General features: G+C 48.0%; 13 protein-coding genes. 3 read left to right on the top strand and 10 right to left on the bottom strand.

Annotated elements, in window-relative coordinates:
• Position 1: 1 nt before the first annotated feature.
• The 4 genes from AC3AP5_RS10470 to AC3AP5_RS10485 form a co-directional block, all read right to left on the bottom strand.
• Positions 2-1,063 carry an HlyD family secretion protein gene (locus AC3AP5_RS10470; protein ID WP_487326678.1) on the bottom strand — a complete coding sequence of 354 codons (1,062 nt, stop codon included), beginning with the start codon at positions 1,061-1,063 and terminating at the stop codon, positions 2-4.
• Positions 1,060-1,554 carry a MarR family transcriptional regulator gene (locus AC3AP5_RS10475; protein WP_286681539.1) on the bottom strand — a complete coding sequence of 165 codons (495 nt, stop codon included), beginning with the start codon at positions 1,552-1,554 and terminating at the stop codon, positions 1,060-1,062. The genes AC3AP5_RS10470 and AC3AP5_RS10475 overlap by 4 nt, the downstream gene beginning before the upstream one ends.
• Positions 1,555-1,705: 151 nt before the next feature.
• On the bottom strand, positions 1,706-2,329 hold the full coding sequence (ssb, locus tag AC3AP5_RS10480) for a single-stranded DNA-binding protein (RefSeq protein ID WP_286682744.1): 624 nt from the start codon (positions 2,327-2,329) through the stop codon (positions 1,706-1,708).
• 45 nt (positions 2,330-2,374) lie between these two features.
• Positions 2,375-3,841 carry an MFS transporter gene (locus AC3AP5_RS10485; protein ID WP_272977543.1) on the bottom strand — a complete coding sequence of 489 codons (1,467 nt, stop codon included), beginning with the start codon at positions 3,839-3,841 and terminating at the stop codon, positions 2,375-2,377.
• 31 nt (positions 3,842-3,872) lie between these two features.
• Here AC3AP5_RS10485 and uvrA point away from each other — a divergent pair, with 31 nt between their 5' ends.
• Genes uvrA through AC3AP5_RS10500 form a run of 3 tightly spaced genes read left to right on the top strand, consistent with a single transcriptional unit; the run spans position 3,873 to position 8,064 of the window.
• On the top strand, positions 3,873-6,701 hold the full coding sequence (uvrA, locus tag AC3AP5_RS10490) for an excinuclease ABC subunit UvrA (RefSeq protein ID WP_487326679.1): 2,829 nt from the start codon (positions 3,873-3,875) through the stop codon (positions 6,699-6,701).
• Positions 6,702-6,710: 9 nt separating this feature from the next.
• On the top strand, positions 6,711-7,118 hold the full coding sequence (locus tag AC3AP5_RS10495; RefSeq protein ID WP_286682742.1) for an acyl-CoA thioesterase: 408 nt from the start codon (positions 6,711-6,713) through the stop codon (positions 7,116-7,118).
• On the top strand, positions 7,108-8,064 hold the full coding sequence (locus AC3AP5_RS10500) for a glutaminase (protein ID WP_006956840.1): 957 nt from the start codon (positions 7,108-7,110) through the stop codon (positions 8,062-8,064). The genes AC3AP5_RS10495 and AC3AP5_RS10500 overlap by 11 nt, the downstream gene beginning before the upstream one ends.
• Here the strand turns inward: AC3AP5_RS10500 and AC3AP5_RS10505 are convergent.
• The 6 genes from AC3AP5_RS10505 to rpoC all read right to left on the bottom strand — a co-directional run bounded on the left by AC3AP5_RS10505 (position 8,061) and on the right by rpoC (position 17,783).
• The gene (locus AC3AP5_RS10505) at positions 8,061-8,774 is read right to left on the bottom strand and encodes a substrate-binding periplasmic protein (RefSeq protein WP_487326680.1); all 714 of its coding nucleotides are present in this window, start codon (positions 8,772-8,774) and stop codon (positions 8,061-8,063) included. The genes AC3AP5_RS10500 and AC3AP5_RS10505 overlap by 4 nt on opposite strands.
• Before the next feature lie 260 nt (positions 8,775-9,034).
• Positions 9,035-10,219: an elongation factor Tu gene (tuf, locus tag AC3AP5_RS10510; protein WP_006956842.1), complete on the bottom strand. Its 1,185-nt coding sequence runs from the start codon at positions 10,217-10,219 to the stop codon at positions 9,035-9,037.
• 60 nt (positions 10,220-10,279) lie between these two features.
• Entirely contained in the window at positions 10,280-12,403 is a 2,124-nt protein-coding gene (gene fusA, locus AC3AP5_RS10515) for an elongation factor G (protein WP_006956843.1), read from the bottom strand.
• Positions 12,404-12,433: 30 nt separating this feature from the next.
• Positions 12,434-12,904 (bottom strand): 30S ribosomal protein S7, encoded by a 471-nt coding sequence (gene rpsG / locus AC3AP5_RS10520; RefSeq protein ID WP_006956844.1) that lies wholly within the window; start codon positions 12,902-12,904, stop codon positions 12,434-12,436.
• A 73-nt stretch (positions 12,905-12,977) separates the two neighbouring features.
• Positions 12,978-13,352 (bottom strand): 30S ribosomal protein S12, encoded by a 375-nt coding sequence (gene rpsL, locus AC3AP5_RS10525; RefSeq protein ID WP_006956845.1) that lies wholly within the window; start codon positions 13,350-13,352, stop codon positions 12,978-12,980.
• Positions 13,353-13,547: 195 nt separating this feature from the next.
• Positions 13,548-17,783 carry a DNA-directed RNA polymerase subunit beta' gene (gene rpoC / locus AC3AP5_RS10530; RefSeq protein ID WP_286682730.1) on the bottom strand — a complete coding sequence of 1,412 codons (4,236 nt, stop codon included), beginning with the start codon at positions 17,781-17,783 and terminating at the stop codon, positions 13,548-13,550.
• Positions 17,784-17,804: the final 21 nt, after the last annotated feature.

Below are 17,804 nucleotides of genomic sequence, written 5' to 3' on the forward strand. Positions count from 1 at the left end.
GCTAGTAAATGTAATGTAACCAACCCAGTAGACGCACTTGAGCTTGTGCAACGGTGGCTTTAAAGCGCCCATCGGGCACAATTTGTACCGTTGCCTTAGCGCCCGCTGGACGGGTGTTATCAATACCTTTGGCAAGGCTCAGGTGCACACGCATACGTTGGGCATCACGCACCCAGCGGTTCGAGTTAACCGGCTGTGCGAGTGTGCCATCCGCGCTCAACTGACCTGCGTTAACACCGGCATCAACGCTATCGATCGTCGCCTCATAAACGGTACCTGGCTCGGCATCAAAGACAACCAGTGCGCGCTGACCTTTTTTTACATGGCGCAAATTCTTTTCCCTAAAATCAGCTACAATATCTGCTTGAGGTGATACCAATGCGAGTAACGGGTTACCTTGACGAGCATACACACCTTCGCTGAGTTTTAAGTTACTTACACGACCCGCGTGTTGCGCTCGCACTGTGGTATAGCTCAAGTTCAGCTCGGCATTATCGATCGCATTTTTAGCCTGTTGAATAAGCAGGTTGTGGGCATTGTCTGAGTCACCGCGCTGAACTTTGAGGCTCTCCAGTTGCGATTTAACCGCATCAACATTTGCTTGCGCTTGCAGCGCCGCGCTCTGCGCCTGATCAAACGCTTGCTCAGACGTGCTGCCTTCCTTCACTAAGTCTTTGATTCGCTGCGCCTCACGACTTTGCTCATCAGCAGTCGCTTGTGCTGACTTTAGCTTTGCTTGTGCAGCACGAATTTGTGCATCCAGTTGACGGTTCGACTGTTGTGCTTGCTGCAAAGCTAATTCAGCTTGCTGTAACTGCAAACGAAACGGGCGAGGATCTAGCGTAAATAAAGGGTCGCCCGGCTCCACATACTGATTATTGTCAACCAACACTTGCTCTACCGTACCGTTAACCTGCGGCGCGACCTGAGTGACTACGCGAGTCACCATTGCTTGCGGCGTAAGCGGTAACGCTAAATCGGCCCAGAGAAAATAAGCAAACAATGCGATAAAGCCGATAAGCGCACGCTTAACCCACTTTGCGAATTTTTCATCAGCTGTCATTGTGTGTCACCTCCTTGCTTATCGTCTCGCTTCTTTTGTTCACTGCACATTTGGTGGGCGTTACGCGAAATCACAGCTAGTACATGCTTAACCGTTTCAATGTCTTCGTCGGCAATGTCAGCCATCAGCGTACGACGTACTTTTAGGATTTTGGCTTCCATTTTTTTCACCAACGCATGACCTGCATCGGTTAGGTAAACTCGCTTCGCACGGCCATCGTCTGGACATACACGCCTTACAACAAGTGACTGTTGCTCTAGCTGTGTCAAGGTTCGCATTAATGATGCGAGCTCTATCTCCAACGCCTCTGCCAATTGCTTTTGACTTGCACCATCGCCGATTCGCACCAGCTTCCACATCGCGCTCCAGCGTGGGTAAGTTAAACCTAAGGGTGCCAGTTCACGGTCTGCGACAGATTGCCATTGTCGTGCCACCCGTCCTAAACGTTCGGGCACGGACAGTTGTTTGAGTTGCTCCTGTGAGAGTGTCATAACCTGATCTCATTTAGTTAGCTTGCTAAGTATATTAACAAAGTTAGCATGCTAAGTAAATTAAGGTGATTTCGATGGGTCTAATCGGAAAGACAGACACAAAAAAGCCCTCGAGTGAGGGCTTTCGATAAACAGCGACTGAAGTCGTGACCTAGAACGGAATATCGTCATCAAAATCGTTGTCGGGTGAAAACGGTTCTGGTTGTGAAGGCTGCTGATTTTGGTTAGAACGCATCGCATTGCCTTGGTTTGACTGACCGCCTTGGCCGCCTTGAAAGCCTTGCTGCTGTCCAAAACCTTGGTTCGGATTACCCTGCTGATTCGGTGCAGGCTGATTGCCGCCTTGGTTTTGATTCATGCCCTGGTTCATACCTTGATTCATGCCTTGGTTCATACCCTGATTCATACCTTGGCCTTGACCCATGCCAGAGCCGCCACGAGAATCGAGCATTTGCATTTCGTTAATTACGATTTCTGTCGTGTAGCGATCTTGGCCGTCTTGACCTTGCCATTTACGTGTTTGTAAGCGACCTTCAACGTACACTTTTGAGCCCTTTTTAAGATACTCACCGGCGATTTCTGCTAAGCGACGATAAGCAACACAACGGTGCCACTCAGTTTGTTCACGCGGTTCACCTGTTTGCTTGTCTTTCCACGTTTCGCTGGTTGCGATTGAGAGATTAGCAATAGCGGTACTGTTCTGGGTATACCGAACTTCAGGATCGGCGCCCAAGTTACCGACCAAAATTACCTTATTCACACCGCGACTGGCCATATTTCTCTCCTGTTCTAAAATTTTCTCTTTTAATAGTTTAACACGCTATTGGGCCGATTTGTGACGTTCGATCAATGCTTCGACTGCATGCTCATCATACTGCTTTTTATCAACTTTTAAATAGCTTGTCGCATCATCAGGCGCGTAGCGAACTTCTTCGACGCCTGATATTCCAAGTAGCGCGTCATTAAACTGATCAAGGGTTTGTTGCTCAAGCCCTTTCAAACTAATCACCACGTTCGTTACGGCTTTAGGGTTTTGCATCAAACGGCTCAAAACAAACCATAACGCTAGTATAGCTAAACTCGCCACACCAATCCCTTTAAGCTGATAAGTTTGTAAGAGCCAACCGCCTAGCGCGCCACCGACGAACGCCCCGCTAAACTGGCAGGTCGAATAGATGCCACTGGCGCTCCCTTTACTACCTGCAGGGGCAATACGTGTAAGCAATGAAGGTAGTGTCGCTTCTAAGAAGTTAAAGCCTGTGAAAAAAACCACCAACGCGATGGCTATCACAATCAGCGAAGCACCCCACCATGTAATCAGTGTTGCACCCACCATCAACAATAAAATCGACAACCTAAACCAAGTGACATGTTGATTGGTTTTTGCGCCGTGAATAATCATGGGCACCATTAACGCGATCGATAGCACTAAGGTCGGTAAATAAAATAAGGCATGGTATTCCGTTCGTACATCATGCGCTGCTAACAAAGTGGGTAAGCTAATAAACCAAGACGTGAGTACCGCGTGCAGTACGAATACGCCGCCATTGAGTAACCAAAGTTGCCGGTGTCTCACCAAATGTTTAAGTTCCGTGGCAACAGGCAACGCCTCGCGACGGGCTGATTTAGTCAATGCTTTCGGCACTGCGACGAGTAATAGGCCAATCCCCACAAGGGCGCTCGCGGCAGTAAACCAAAATAGGCCTTGTAAGCCAATATGGTCGGCGAGTAACGGACCGATAATCAGCGCTAGCGCAAATGCCAAGCCGATACACATACCAATAATCGCCATGACTTTCGATCGTTGATTATCGCGTGAAACATCGGCAGCCATCGCTAAAATAGCCGCTGCAATGGCACCAATACCTTGCACGGCGCGACCTACGACGACCCCCACCAAACTATCTGCTTGCGCAGCAATCATACTACCTAGAGCAAACACCAAAAGGCCGCCAACGATGATAGGACGACGCCCTATTCGATCCGATAACATACCCAGCGGAATTTGGAAAAAGGCTTGAGTTAAACCATAAGCTCCTAGAGCGATTCCCATCAACGCGGGTGTGTAATCTGGATACTCGTGGGCATAAATTGCCATGACAGGCATGATCAAAAACAGGCCCAACATGCGTATGCCAAAGACGGAGGCAAGTGCGAACGCTGCGCGCTTTTCTGTTCTATTTAACTGTTGCTGACTCATAATGCTCGCTATTATGAACGACCGAGCGGGCATTGTACCAGATACCCAAGTCTGTGCGATAATACTCGGCTCACTCGGTTGAATCATTGACGCCTATGCGCGGAGAAAAAAGTTTACTATGGACAAAATCGAAGTACGTGGTGCGCGAACACACAACCTAAAGAATTTTAACCTAACCATACCGCGCGATAAGCTCGTAGTCATTACGGGATTATCCGGTTCAGGCAAGTCGTCGCTGGCGTTTGATACGTTATACGCGGAAGGTCAACGACGTTATGTTGAGTCACTCTCCGCCTACGCTCGTCAGTTTTTGTCACTGATGGAAAAGCCTGATGTAGACGGCATTGAAGGTTTATCACCTGCGATCTCCATTGAGCAGAAGTCAACGTCTCATAACCCGCGCTCGACGGTGGGTACCATTACCGAGATATACGATTACTTACGTCTATTATTTGCCCGTGTGGGCGAACCTCGTTGCCCAACACATGATGTCCCATTGGCGGCGCAAACCATTTCACAAATGGTTGACCAAGTACTTACCGAGCCTGCGGAATCAAAACGCATGTTATTGGCACCCATTGTACAGAACCGCAAGGGTGAACACGTCAAGGTGCTAGAAAACCTTGCTTTACAAGGCTTTATCCGGGCGCGCATCGATGGTGAAATTTGTGATCTAAGCGATCCGCCGACACTCGAGTTACAAAAGAAGCACACCATTGAGGTGGTTGTTGACCGTTTTAAAGTGCGTGAGGGTATCGAGCAACGCTTGGCCGAGTCGTTTGAAACCGCTATTGATATGACAGGCGGTACTGCGTTTGTTGCACCAATGCCGGGTGAAGACGGTGAAACACTGGTATTCTCGGCTAACTTTGCTTGCCCGCACTGTGGTTACAGTATGCAAGAATTAGAACCACGCTTGTTTTCGTTCAATAACCCAGCCGGAGCTTGCCAAACCTGCGATGGCTTGGGGGTAGAGCAATTTTTTGATCCGAGTAAGGTGGTCGTCAATGGCGACTTATCGCTCACGGGCGGCGCCATCCGCGGTTGGGATAAACGTAATTTTTATTATTACCAGATGCTACAGTCATTGGCTAAGCATTATGACTTTAAGTTGTCGGTGCCGTTTAATGAATTAAGTGAAGATACTCGTGCAGTGTTGCTCTACGGCAGCGGCAAAGAAGAAATCAAGTTCACTTACATGAATGATCGGGGCGATAAGGTCGTTCGTGCACATACGTTCGAAGGTATTATTCCCAACATGCAACGCCGATACCGCGAAACAGAATCACAAGCGGTGCGCGACGAGTTAGCAAAATATATTGCGGTTCAACCCTGTAAGAGCTGTCACGGTAGCCGTTTGCGCACTGAGGCGCGCCATGTATTTATCGAAAATACAAATCTACCTCAAGTTGCAGAACGGTCGATTGGTGATGCATTAGACTTTTTCCAAAGTCTTGATCTTGACGGTCAGCGCGGAAAAATCGCTGAAAAAATATTGAAAGAGATTAACGATCGGCTCGGGTTCCTGGTCAATGTGGGGTTGAATTACCTGAGCCTGTCACGTAGTGCAGAAACCTTATCCGGTGGTGAGGCTCAACGAATCCGTTTAGCCAGTCAAATTGGCGCGGGCTTGGTGGGTGTGATGTACGTACTGGACGAACCAAGTATTGGCTTGCATCAACGTGATAACGAACGTCTCCTTAATACACTGATTCATTTGCGCGATCTAGGCAATACCGTGTTGGTCGTTGAACACGATGAAGACGCAATTCGTCAGGCGGATCATGTGATTGATATCGGTCCTGGTGCGGGTGTGCATGGCGGCGAGATCGTGGCACAAGGAACGGTCGATGATATTGTCAAAACTGAGCGGTCTTTAACAGGTGATTATTTATCGGGTCGCAAATTGATCGATGTGCCAAGTCGACGGCATGAGCCAGATGAGCGCTGGCTTAAAATTATTGGTGCTACGGGTAACAACCTAAAAGATGTCGATTTAAACATTCCTTTAGGGTTGATGACCTGTGTGACGGGCGTGTCGGGGTCAGGTAAGTCGACGTTAGTTAATGATACCTTATTCAAAGTTGCTCACCGCGAGCTTAACGGTGCAACCACCAGTGAGCCAGCTCCACACCAACGTGTTGAAGGTATGGAACTGTTGGATAAGGTGGTTGATATCGATCAGAGTCCCATCGGACGTACGCCTCGTTCTAATCCCGCGACCTATACGGGTATCTTCACTCCAATACGGGAGCTCTTTGCCGGCGTACCAGAAGCCAGAGCGCGCGGTTATAAGCCAGGGCGGTTTAGCTTTAACGTTAAGGGCGGCCGTTGTGAAGCTTGCCAAGGCGATGGTGTGATTAAAGTTGAAATGCACTTCTTGCCGGACGTCTATGTACCCTGTGATATTTGTAAGGGTAAGCGCTACAACCGTGAAACGCTGGATATTCAGTATAAAGGCAAAAATATCCATGAAGTACTCGATATGACCATTGAAGAGGCGCGCGCGTTCTTTGATCCGATTCCCGCGATTGCACGCAAACTTCAGACCTTAATGGATGTAGGTTTGTCTTATGTACGGCTTGGTCAATCTGCAACGACGTTGTCAGGTGGTGAAGCACAACGCGTGAAGCTGTCGCGAGAATTATCGAAGCGAGATACTGGGCGTACGCTTTATATTCTGGATGAGCCCACTACAGGACTTCACTTCCATGATATCAAGCAATTACTGGCAGTGATTCATCGTCTGCGTGACCATGGGAATACCGTGGTCGTTATCGAGCACAACTTAGATGTGATTAAAACCGCTGACTGGATTGTTGACTTAGGTCCCGAAGGTGGCTCGGGCGGTGGTGAGATCCTCACCGAGGGCGCTCCTGAAAAAATCGTTAATGAAACGCGGTCTCACACCGCTCGCTTTCTTAAACCCATGCTTAAATCGTCATAGGAAGACAGGATGTTAGAAGAGCAGTTTAAAGTTCGTTTTTATGAAACCGATGCCTTAGGTCATGTAAACAACACCGTTGTGCCTATGTGGATTGAGACCGGCCGGTTACCTATATTTGAGTTCTTTGGTGAAATGTCGCCAAAAACAAAAAGTTTGATCGTTGCTCGTCTTGAAGTTGATTTCGCACGACCCATTTTCTTTGGCTCGAATGTGACTGTGAAGACTTTTGTTCAACGTCTTGGCGGCAGTTCCTTTGATATTGGTACCGAAATCTGGCAAAAAGGTGAGCTCTGCGCGAAGGGCAAAACCGTACTCGTTTATTTCGATTTTGAGCAACAACGTTCGGTTACCTTAAGTGACGAGCTAAGGCAACGCCTAGTCGAGCTACAACATCCGGAGCATCCCATTGACGCGTGATTTGGTAAGTGGTGGCCAGCAAATAAAAGCCCCCGATGATCTCAACCGGTTATTGAAGGAAATCCATCAGCAAGCGATGCAGATCCAGTCGGGCAACGTCGCCGACTACATTCCTGCGCTTGCTGCTGTCGAGCCGGAGCAATGTGCGCTGACTCTGACGACATTGGATGGAGAGGTGTTCAACGTCGGTGACACGGACACGTTGTTTTCGATCCAGTCCATCTCCAAAATATTTGGCTTAATGATGGCGATGGATCGCTTGGGTGACGATTTGTGGCAACGAGTCAAAATGGAGCCTTCAGGACAGGCGTTTAATTCCATTGTGCAGTTAGAATGGGAAAAGGGTATTCCCCGAAATCCCATGATCAACGCAGGAGCGATTTTAATTAGCGATGTGCTAGTTAGCCACTACTCGACCAGTAAAAACGCTGTAATGAGCCTTGTACGAAGCCTGTGTGGTAATGACCGAATATATGCTGATGAATCAGTACATGCATCGGAAAAAGAACATGGTCATAGGAACGCGGCTTCCGCTCACTTAATGAAGAGCTTCGACAACATTGAGTCCGATGTAGATGAAGTCCTTGATCATTATTTCTGGCAATGCGCGATTAGCATGAGCTGTGAAAACCTCGCGCGCTCGTTTACATTCCTCGCAAATGCCGGTGTATGTCCATTCTCTCAGCGCGAAATCATTACTAAGCGAGATGCTCAACGCATCAATGCGCTGCTATCAACGAGCGGTATGTATGACCAAAGTGGTGAGTTTGCTTTTACCGTTGGCGTGCCTGCGAAAAGTGGTGTCGGTGGCGGTATTGTCGCGATAGTGCCTGATTTTGGGGTGATTTCAGCATGGAGCCCAAAACTGAATGAATTTGGCAACAGCGCACGCGGCATGTTCATGGTGAGAGAATTAGCCAATAGGCTTGGCTTAAGTGTTTATTAGCGTCTTAAGCCAAGACGATAAACTTGAAAGCGCGTCAAATTAAATCGCTGTAACAATTTGTCGATATGCCCCTGACGCGCTAATTCACGAACAAGTTGCTGCATTGTTTCTTGAGTCAGGCGTTTATTATGACCTACGATCATGCTCAACATGTAATCATCAAAGATCTGATCAGAGACAAGCAAATCCTTCTCGTATTGATCACCGGCATTTTGTAGGGCTGATAGCAGTTCATCATTAATCGGCATGATATCAATGCGTCCACCCATGAGCATGCGTAGATTGGTCAATGCCGAATGAGAAAGGTAGGCGCGATAACTACTACCTAGTTCATCCGCGGTTCGCTCGTTACCATCAAAGTTATAATGATAACCTTTAACTGCACCAACGGTTTTATCGTCTAAAGAGCTAAAAAATGCCTGCGTCCGACCCGGTATTCGCTTTGCGATAAACCGTTCGCGCCCGCGAATAATAGGAATCGTTGCATCTACCGCTTTGCCTTTCCAACCCCACTCCTCTGACTCAAAAAAGATGACATCGCAACACCCATCCTTTGATAATGCTTGATATCGAGCATTCGGTGGAATCACCTGAAGTTGAAAGTCGTAGGTATCTTGATAGTCGTTCAAAATCTGAATGAGTTCGCGGGTTACGTCAGTTTCAAGTCCAGTAGAAAAATAGGGAGGATAATCGTACGCTGCAACATACACAGGCGTTTGCGCGCTTACATCCTTTACGAATGAAACGCTTGCGAGAAAGCAGGTTATGAGTAGAAAAAAACTTCTTTTCACTGCACTTATTTACGTTGAAACTGGACAGATATATTGAGGTTAAACCTGATAAAAGTCAATAATCGAGGCCAAATCACGGAAGCAAGGCTTACGGCAGTGCAAAATAATTCACCATAAAAAAACCCGGCCGAAGCCGGGTTTTGAACTCTCTGTCGCTTACGCCTTAGGCGCAAGTTACATTAGTCGATGATCTTAGATACAACGCCTGCACCTACAGTACGACCACCTTCACGGATTGCGAAACGCAAGCCTTCGTCCATTGCGATTGGAGCGATTAGCTCTACAACGAACTTCAAGTTGTCGCCTGGCATGACCATTTCTACGCCTTCTGGCAATTCTACTGCGCCCGTTACGTCTGTTGTACGGAAGTAGAACTGTGGACGATAGCCTTTGAAGAATGGCGTGTGACGGCCACCTTCGTCTTTGCTCAGTACGTATACTTCGGCTTCGAACTTGGTGTGCGGAGTGATTGTACCTGGCTTCGCCAATACTTGACCACGCTCTACTTCGTCACGCTTAGTACCACGTAACAACGCACCGATGTTCTCGCCTGCACGACCTTCGTCTAGCAACTTACGGAACATCTCTACACCTGTAACTGTGGTCTTCATGGTATCTTTCATACCAACGATTTCACACTCGTCACCTGTCTTAACGATACCGCGCTCTACACGACCTGTTACTACCGTACCACGACCAGAAATCGAGAATACGTCTTCGATTGGCATGATGAACGGCTTGTCGATATCACGCTCTGGCTCTGGGATGTAGCTGTCTAGTGCGTCAGCCAATTCAACGATTTTCTTCGCCCACTCTTCGTCGCCTTCCAGCGCTTTAAGTGCTGAACCTTGGATGACTGGCAAGTCGTCGCCTGGGAATTCGTATTCTGATAACAGTTCACGAACTTCCATTTCTACCAATTCCAACAACTCTTCATCGTCTACCATGTCACATTTGTTCATGAATACAACGATGTAAGGTACGCCTACCTGACGTGACAACAAGATGTGCTCACGTGTTTGTGGCATTGGGCCGTCTGTAGCTGCTACTACCAAGATCGCGCCGTCCATCTGAGCGGCACCAGTGATCATGTTTTTAACGTAGTCAGCGTGTCCAGGACAGTCTACGTGCGCGTAGTGACGAGTTGGCGTGTCATACTCAACGTGTGAAGTTGAGATGGTGATACCACGCTCTTTCTCTTCTGGCGCGTTATCGATGGCTGCGAAGTCTTTCGCCGCGCCACCATAGACTTTTGCTAATACAGTAGTAATAGCAGCAGTCAAAGTAGTTTTACCGTGGTCAACGTGACCGATGGTGCCGACGTTTACGTGCGGCTTCGAACGTTCAAATTTTTCTTTAGACATGATAGTTCCTCAAACTTAAGTTAAAAGCCCGGTCTCGCAAAAAACCGGACCAGACCTTACTTATTTAGCGTTACGCTCAGCCATCACTTTTTCAGCGATGTTGTTAGGTGCTTCAGCATACTTCAAGAATTCCATTGAGTACGATGCACGACCTTGAGTTTGTGAACGCAAGTCAGTCGCGTAACCGAACATTTCTGACAATGGAACTTGAGCATTAACTGCTTTCAAGCCACCTGGTGCCTCTTCCATACCTTCGATAAGACCACGACGGCGGTTAAGGTCACCGACAACATCACCCATTGACTCTTCTGGAGTGATAACTTCAACTTTCATCATAGGCTCAAGCAATACAGGTTGCGCTTGCAATGCACCCTTTTTGAAAGCCATGCTACCGGCGATTTTAAACGCCATCTCTGATGAGTCAACATCGTGGTAAGAACCGTCGTACAAGGTTGCCTTAACACCCAATACTGGGTAGCCAGCAAGAACACCTTGTTCCATCTGCTCTTTGATACCACGGTCTACCGCAGGAATGTATTCCTTAGGTACCACACCACCAACGATTTCGTTTACGAATTGGTAAGTGATGTCATCACCGTTTTCATCTTCTTCAATCGCCATTGGCTCAAGCTTCAGCCATACGTGACCGAATTGACCACGACCACCTGATTGACGAACGAATTTGCCTTCAACTTCAACCGCGTTACGGATTGCTTCACGGTATGCAACCTGAGGCTGACCAACGTTACATTCAACTTTGAATTCACGCTTCATACGGTCAACGATGATATCAAGGTGAAGCTCACCCATACCAGAGATGATAGTTTGACCTGACTCTTCATCCGTTTTAACGCGGAATGATGGATCTTCTGCGGCCAACTTACCAAGGGCAATACCCATTTTCTCTTGGTCGGCTTTAGTTTTCGGTTCTACTGCAACAGAAATAACCGGTTCTGGGAATTCCATACGCTCAAGAATAATCTTGTTGCTTGGATCACACAGCGTGTCACCGGTTGTCACGTCTTTAAGACCAATCAAGGCCGCGATGTCGCCCGCGCGCACTTCTTTGATCTCTTCACGGCTGTTTGAGTGCATCTGAACCATACGTCCAACGCGCTCTTTCTTGTTCTTAACTGGGTTAACAACACCGTCACCCTGATTAAGTACACCGGAGTATACGCGAACGAACGTCAGTGTACCCACGAACGGGTCAGTCGCGATTTTAAACGCAAGTGCTGAGAACGGCTCGTCGTCAGAAGACTTACGAACACCTTCAGACTCGTCATCAAGGATACCTGTAATAGGCTTAACTTCTGTCGGTGACGGAAGATACTCGATGACCGCGTCAAGCACTGCTTGAACACCTTTGTTTTTGAACGCTGAACCAGCAGCAACCAAGCAGATCTCGTTCGCCAACGTGCGTGCGCGAAGACCTTGTTTGATTTCTGCTTCAGTCAATTCACCTTCTTCAAGGTATTTGTTCATCAACTCTTCGTTAGCTTCAGCCGCAGCTTCAACCAAGTTGTTGTGATGTTCTTCACACTCGTCAACCATGTCAGCAGGGATATCTTCATATGTGAATGAAGTACCCATGTCTTCATCGTTCCAGTTGATGAACTTCATTTTGATCAAATCAACCACGCCGCGGAAGTTGTCTTCTGCGCCTACAGGCAGTTGCATTGGTACTGCTTCTGCATTCAAGCGGGTTTTCATTTGATGAACAACTGACAAGAAGTCCGCACCTGCACGGTCCATCTTGTTCACGAATACCATACGTGGTACTTCGTATTTGTTCGCCTGACGCCATACAGTTTCAGTCTGAGGCTGAACACCTGATGAAGCACACAATACGACGACTGCACCGTCAAGAACACGTAATGAACGCTCTACCTCAATGGTAAAGTCAACGTGTCCGGGAGTATCGATGATATTGATACGATGCTCAGGGAACTGTTTGTCCATACCTTGCCAGAAACATGTCGTTGCGGCAGAGGTGATGGTGATACCACGTTCCTGCTCCTGTTCCATCCAGTCCATGGTAGCTGCACCATCGTGCACCTCACCAATCTTGTGAGACAGGCCAGTGTAGAACAACACACGTTCAGTGGTGGTTGTTTTACCAGCGTCTACGTGAGCGCAGATACCAATATTACGATAGCGCTCAATGGAAGTTTTACGAGCCACAATAAACTCCTTAGTCGGTTAACTGTGAAATTACCAGCGATAGTGAGCAAACGCTTTGTTTGCTTCAGCCATGCGGTGAACGTCTTCACGTTTCTTCACAGCAGACCCTTTGTTTTCAGATGCGTCTAGCATTTCTGCTGCCAAACGCTGCGACATTGATTTTTCACCACGGGTGCGCGCTGCATCAACTAACCAGCGCATTGCCAGTGCATTACGACGCACAGGACGTACTTCGACCGGAACCTGATAGGTTGAACCACCTACGCGACGAGATTTAACCTCGACGGTTGGGCGAACGTTATCAAGCGCATTCTCGAAGATGTCTAAGTGGTCTTTACCAGATTTCTCAGCAAGAATGTCTAGTGCACCGTAGATAATCTTTTCAGCGACTGCTTTTTTGCCGTCTACCATGACGACATTGATAAATTTGGCCAACAACTCTGATCCGAACTTAGGATCTGGAAGGATTTTACGTTGACCTATGACGCGTCTTCTTGGCATCTCAATATTCTCCGATTAATTCAGGGTATTCCCCAAAACGTACAAACAGTTTGGCCTTACTAACGGAGAACCGTTAAGATTTAGGCCGCTTCGCGCCGTATTTAGAACGGCCTTGTTTACGATCGTTTACACCTGAACAGTCAAGTGCGCCACGAACGGTGTGATAACGAACACCTGGCAAGTCTTTTACACGACCGCCACGGATCAATACAACCGAGTGCTCTTGCAAGTTGTGGCCTTCGCCACCGATGTACGAAGATACTTCGTAACCGTTAGTAAGACGCACACGACACACTTTACGCATCGCCGAGTTCGGCTTCTTTGGGGTTGTTGTGTAAACACGGGTACAAACACCGCGTTTTTGAGGGCACGCTTCAAGAGCCGGAACGTTGCTTTTCACAACGGGCTTTTGACGGCCTTTACGCACCAGCTGGTTAACTGTTGCCATTAAATACTCCTAGTTTTGTTGATGTCGCTTACACCAGTGAAAAATCACTTGGTTTCTGACCAATAAATGGACCAGATCCCGAAATTCGGGAGCGGGAATTTTAATGGTCATATTTTCACCTGTCAAGGCTATATAAGAAAGCCGGCACTCAATGAGCACCGGCTTAATCGCTGAGCGAGGGTTTAATCGAGTGAATTACTCAGATGTAGACCCACTGTCACCGCCTGCATTTAGCGCATCGGCCAACTGCTGTTCGGCTTCTTCAGCTGTCATCTTAGGTGCTGTATCTTCGACTTCAAGCTCTGCTTGACGACGCTCCATACGCTCCTTGTGGTACGAATAACCAGTACCAGCAGGAATTAGGCGACCTACTATGACGTTTTCTTTCAAGCCACGTAAGGTATCTTTGCGTCCCGCAACAGCGGCTTCAGTAAGCACGCGTGTTGTTTCCTGGAACGATGCCGCTGAAATAAATGATTCAGTCGACAATGATGCCTTCGTAATACCCAACAACTGACGCTCGAAGGTAGCTGGCTGTTTGCCTTCAGCTTCTGCTTTCGCGTTGGCTGCTAGCACTTCTGCCATTTCTACCATCTCGCCCTCAAGCAAGTTGGTATCGTTGGCGCGCAAGATAAGCGCTTTACGTAGCATTTGACGAACGATAGTTTCAATATGCTTATCGTTAATCTTAACACCTTGTAAACGGTAGACTTCTTGTACTTCGTTAACGATGTAGTTAGCTACTGCGCTAACGCCACGTAGACGCAAGATGTCATGCGGTGCTTCTGGACCATCGGCGATTACCTCACCTTTTTGGACCTGTTCACCTTCAAACACGTTCAGCTGACGCCATTTCGGAATCATCTCTTCGTGCTGATCAGTACCGTCATTTGGCGTGATGATTAGGCGACGTTTACCTTTGGTTTCTTTACCAAAGGATACGGTACCTGTTTTCTCTGCCAAAATTGCAGGCTCTTTCGGGCGACGTGCTTCGAACAAGTCGGCAACGCGTGGAAGACCACCCGTGATGTCGCGCGTTTTCGAACCTTCTTGCGGGATACGAGCAACCGTATCACCCACTTTAACTTCAGCGTTATCTTCAAGGTTAATGATCGCGTTACCTGGCAAGAAGTACTGTGCAGGAATGTCTGTACCCGCGATGTTTACATCATTGCCTTGGCCGTCGACCAATTTAACCATTGGACGCATGTCTTTACCGGCGCTCGTACGCTGACCTGTTTCCAGTACAACGATACTTGATAAACCGGTGAGTTCGTCGGTTTGACGGGTCATAGTAACACCATCAATCAGGTCAACGAACTTCAAGCGACCTTCTACCTCAGTGATGATTGGGTGCGTATGCGGGTCCCAGTTTGCAACGGTTTCGCCGCCGTCTACACTGTCGCCTTCGCCTTTCTTCAACACCGCACCATAAGGTACTTTGTAACGCTCGCGCTCACGACCAAACTCGTCGATAAGCGTTAATTCAGTTGAACGTGAAGTAATCACCGGTTGATTGTCGCTGTTAACAACCCATTTCGCGTTGTGTAGCTTCAAGGTACCTGGATTCTTCACCTGAATGTTGTTTTCTGCTGTCGCACGTGATGCCGCACCACCGATGTGGAAGGTACGCATCGTCAACTGTGTACCAGGTTCACCGATTGACTGCGCAGCGATTACACCGACGGCCTCACCTTGGTTAACCATGTGGCCACGCGCCAAGTCACGACCATAACAGTGTGCACAGACACCGAAGTCAGTATCACACGTAATAACAGAGCGAACTTTAACTTCGTCGATTGAGTTCTCTTCGAGAACGTCACAGTTCTTTTCGTCGAGCAGCGTGTTACGTGGTAATAGCACGTCTTTATCGCTGCCTGGTTGCATGACGTCTTCACATAAAACACGACCTAATACACGCTCGCGCAGTGGTTCTACAACATCACCACCTTCGATCAACGGTTTCATGTACAAGCCATCGTGTGTACCACAGTCTTCTTCCATGATAACCACGTCTTGTGAAACGTCGACCAGACGACGTGTCAGATAACCTGAGTTCGCTGTCTTCAATGCCGTATCGGCCAAACCTTTACGTGCACCGTGAGTCGAGATGAAGTACTGAAGTACGTTCAAACCTTCACGGAAGTTCGCAACGATTGGTGTTTCGATGATTGAGCCATCCGGCTTAGCCATCAGACCACGCATACCGGCCAACTGACGAATCTGTGCGGGGCTACCACGAGCGCCTGAGTCCGCCATCATAAAGATCGAGTTGAACGACGCTTGTTCTTCGTCCTCACCCTCTTTGTTCTTGACGACTTCTTTCGACAGGTTTTCCATCATCGCCTTCGAGACTTTCTCGTTAGCGGTTGACCAGATATCGATAACTTTGTTGTATTTTTCGCCTGCGGTTACCAAACCCGATTCGAACTGCTCTTGAATCTCAGCGACTTCTTCTTCCGCGGCGGCAACGATTTCTTTCTTCGCTTCAGGAATCACCATGTCGTTAATACCGACAGACGCACCAGAAATCATCGCGTAATGGAAACCGGTATACATCACTTGGTCAGCGAATACGACCGTCTCTTTCAAACCGATATCGCGATACGCTTGATTAAGCATACGCGCGATAGGCTTTTTACCCATTGGCTGATCGATCAGCTCAAATGGTAAGCCCTCTGGCATGATCAGTGACAAAATCGCACGACCTACAGTGGTGTCACGCAACATCAAGCGTTTTTCACGGGTGCCATCTTCATGGATAATTGTATCCGCGATACGCACTTTAATACGCGTGTGCAATTCGACTGCACCGCTACGATAGGCTTTCTCGACCTCTTTAGGGTTCTTGAATGCCATACCTTCGCCTTTGCCGTTGATTTTCTCTTTGGTCATGTAATAAAGACCTAAGACAACGTCTTGTGATGGAACGATGATCGGGTCACCGCTCGCAGGCGATAGTACGTTATTGGTTGACATCATCAACGCGCGCGCTTCGAGCTGCGCTTCAAGCGTCAATGGCAAATGAACCGCCATTTGGTCGCCGTCAAAGTCAGCGTTATAAGCCGCACACACCAATGGGTGTAGCTGAATCGCTTTACCTTCGATGAGGACCGGTTCAAAAGCTTGGATACCCAAACGGTGAAGTGTTGGCGCACGGTTCAATAACACCGGGTGCTCTTTGATCACTTCATCCAAGATATCCCAAACTTCTGCGGTTTCACGCTCAACCATTTTCTTAGCCGCTTTGATGGTGGTCGCTAAACCACGACGCTCAAGCTTGCCGTAGATAAATGGTTTAAATAATTCGAGTGCCATCTTCTTAGGCAGACCACACTGGTGCAAACGTAGTTTAGGACCTACGGTGATAACCGAACGACCTGAATAGTCAACACGTTTACCCAGAAGGTTCTGACGGAAACGACCCTGCTTACCTTTGATCATGTCAGCAAGCGATTTCAGAGGACGTTTATTAGAACCTGTGATCGCACGACCACGGCGACCGTTGTCTAACAACGCATCAACCGCTTCTTGCAACATACGTTTTTCGTTGCGAACGATGATGTCTGGTGCGGCTAAGTCAAGTAGACGCTTAAGACGGTTGTTACGGTTAATGACACGACGGTATAGGTCGTTCAAGTCTGATGTTGCGAAGCGGCCGCCATCAAGTGGTACCAATGGACGCAAGTCAGGTGGCAACACCGGCAATACGCGCAAGATCATCCACTCAGGTTTGTTTCCTGACATCTGGAAAGATTCAAGCAACTTCAGACGTTTACTGATCTTCTTACGCTTAGTTTCAGAGTTTGTCTCTGGTAACTCTTCACGCAATTGCTGGATATCACCATCGATATCGATAGTGCGCAGCAAATCAAGTATACCTTCCGCACCCATTTTCGCATCGAACTCATCGCCGTGCTCTTCGAGTGCATCGAGGTACTCTTCTTCAGTCAAGATTTGATAACGCTCTAACGTCGTCAAACCAGGCTCAGTCACAACATATGATTCGAAGTACAACACGCGCTCAATGTCGCGCAATGTCATATCAAGCATCAAGCCAATGCGTGAGGGCAATGATTTCAAGAACCAAATGTGCGCCACTGGGCTCGCCAATTCGATATGGCCCATACGCTCACGGCGAACTTTGGTCAAAGTAACTTCTACGCCACACTTCTCGCAGATAACACCACGGTGCTTCAGGCGCTTATACTTGCCGCAAAGACACTCGTAATCCTTAACTGGACCAAAGATACGCGCACAGAAAAGACCATCACGTTCAGGTTTGAACGTACGATAGTTAATGGTTTCCGGCTTTTTAACTTCACCATATGACCAACTACGGATCATGTCTGGTGACGCTAACGCAATACGAATTCCATCAAATTCTTCTGATTGGTTAGCCGGTTTTAAAAACTTAAGCAAGTCTTTCACGATTTATCTCCTGTCGGAGTT

This window comes from Idiomarina sp. D18 (assembly GCF_057748155.1).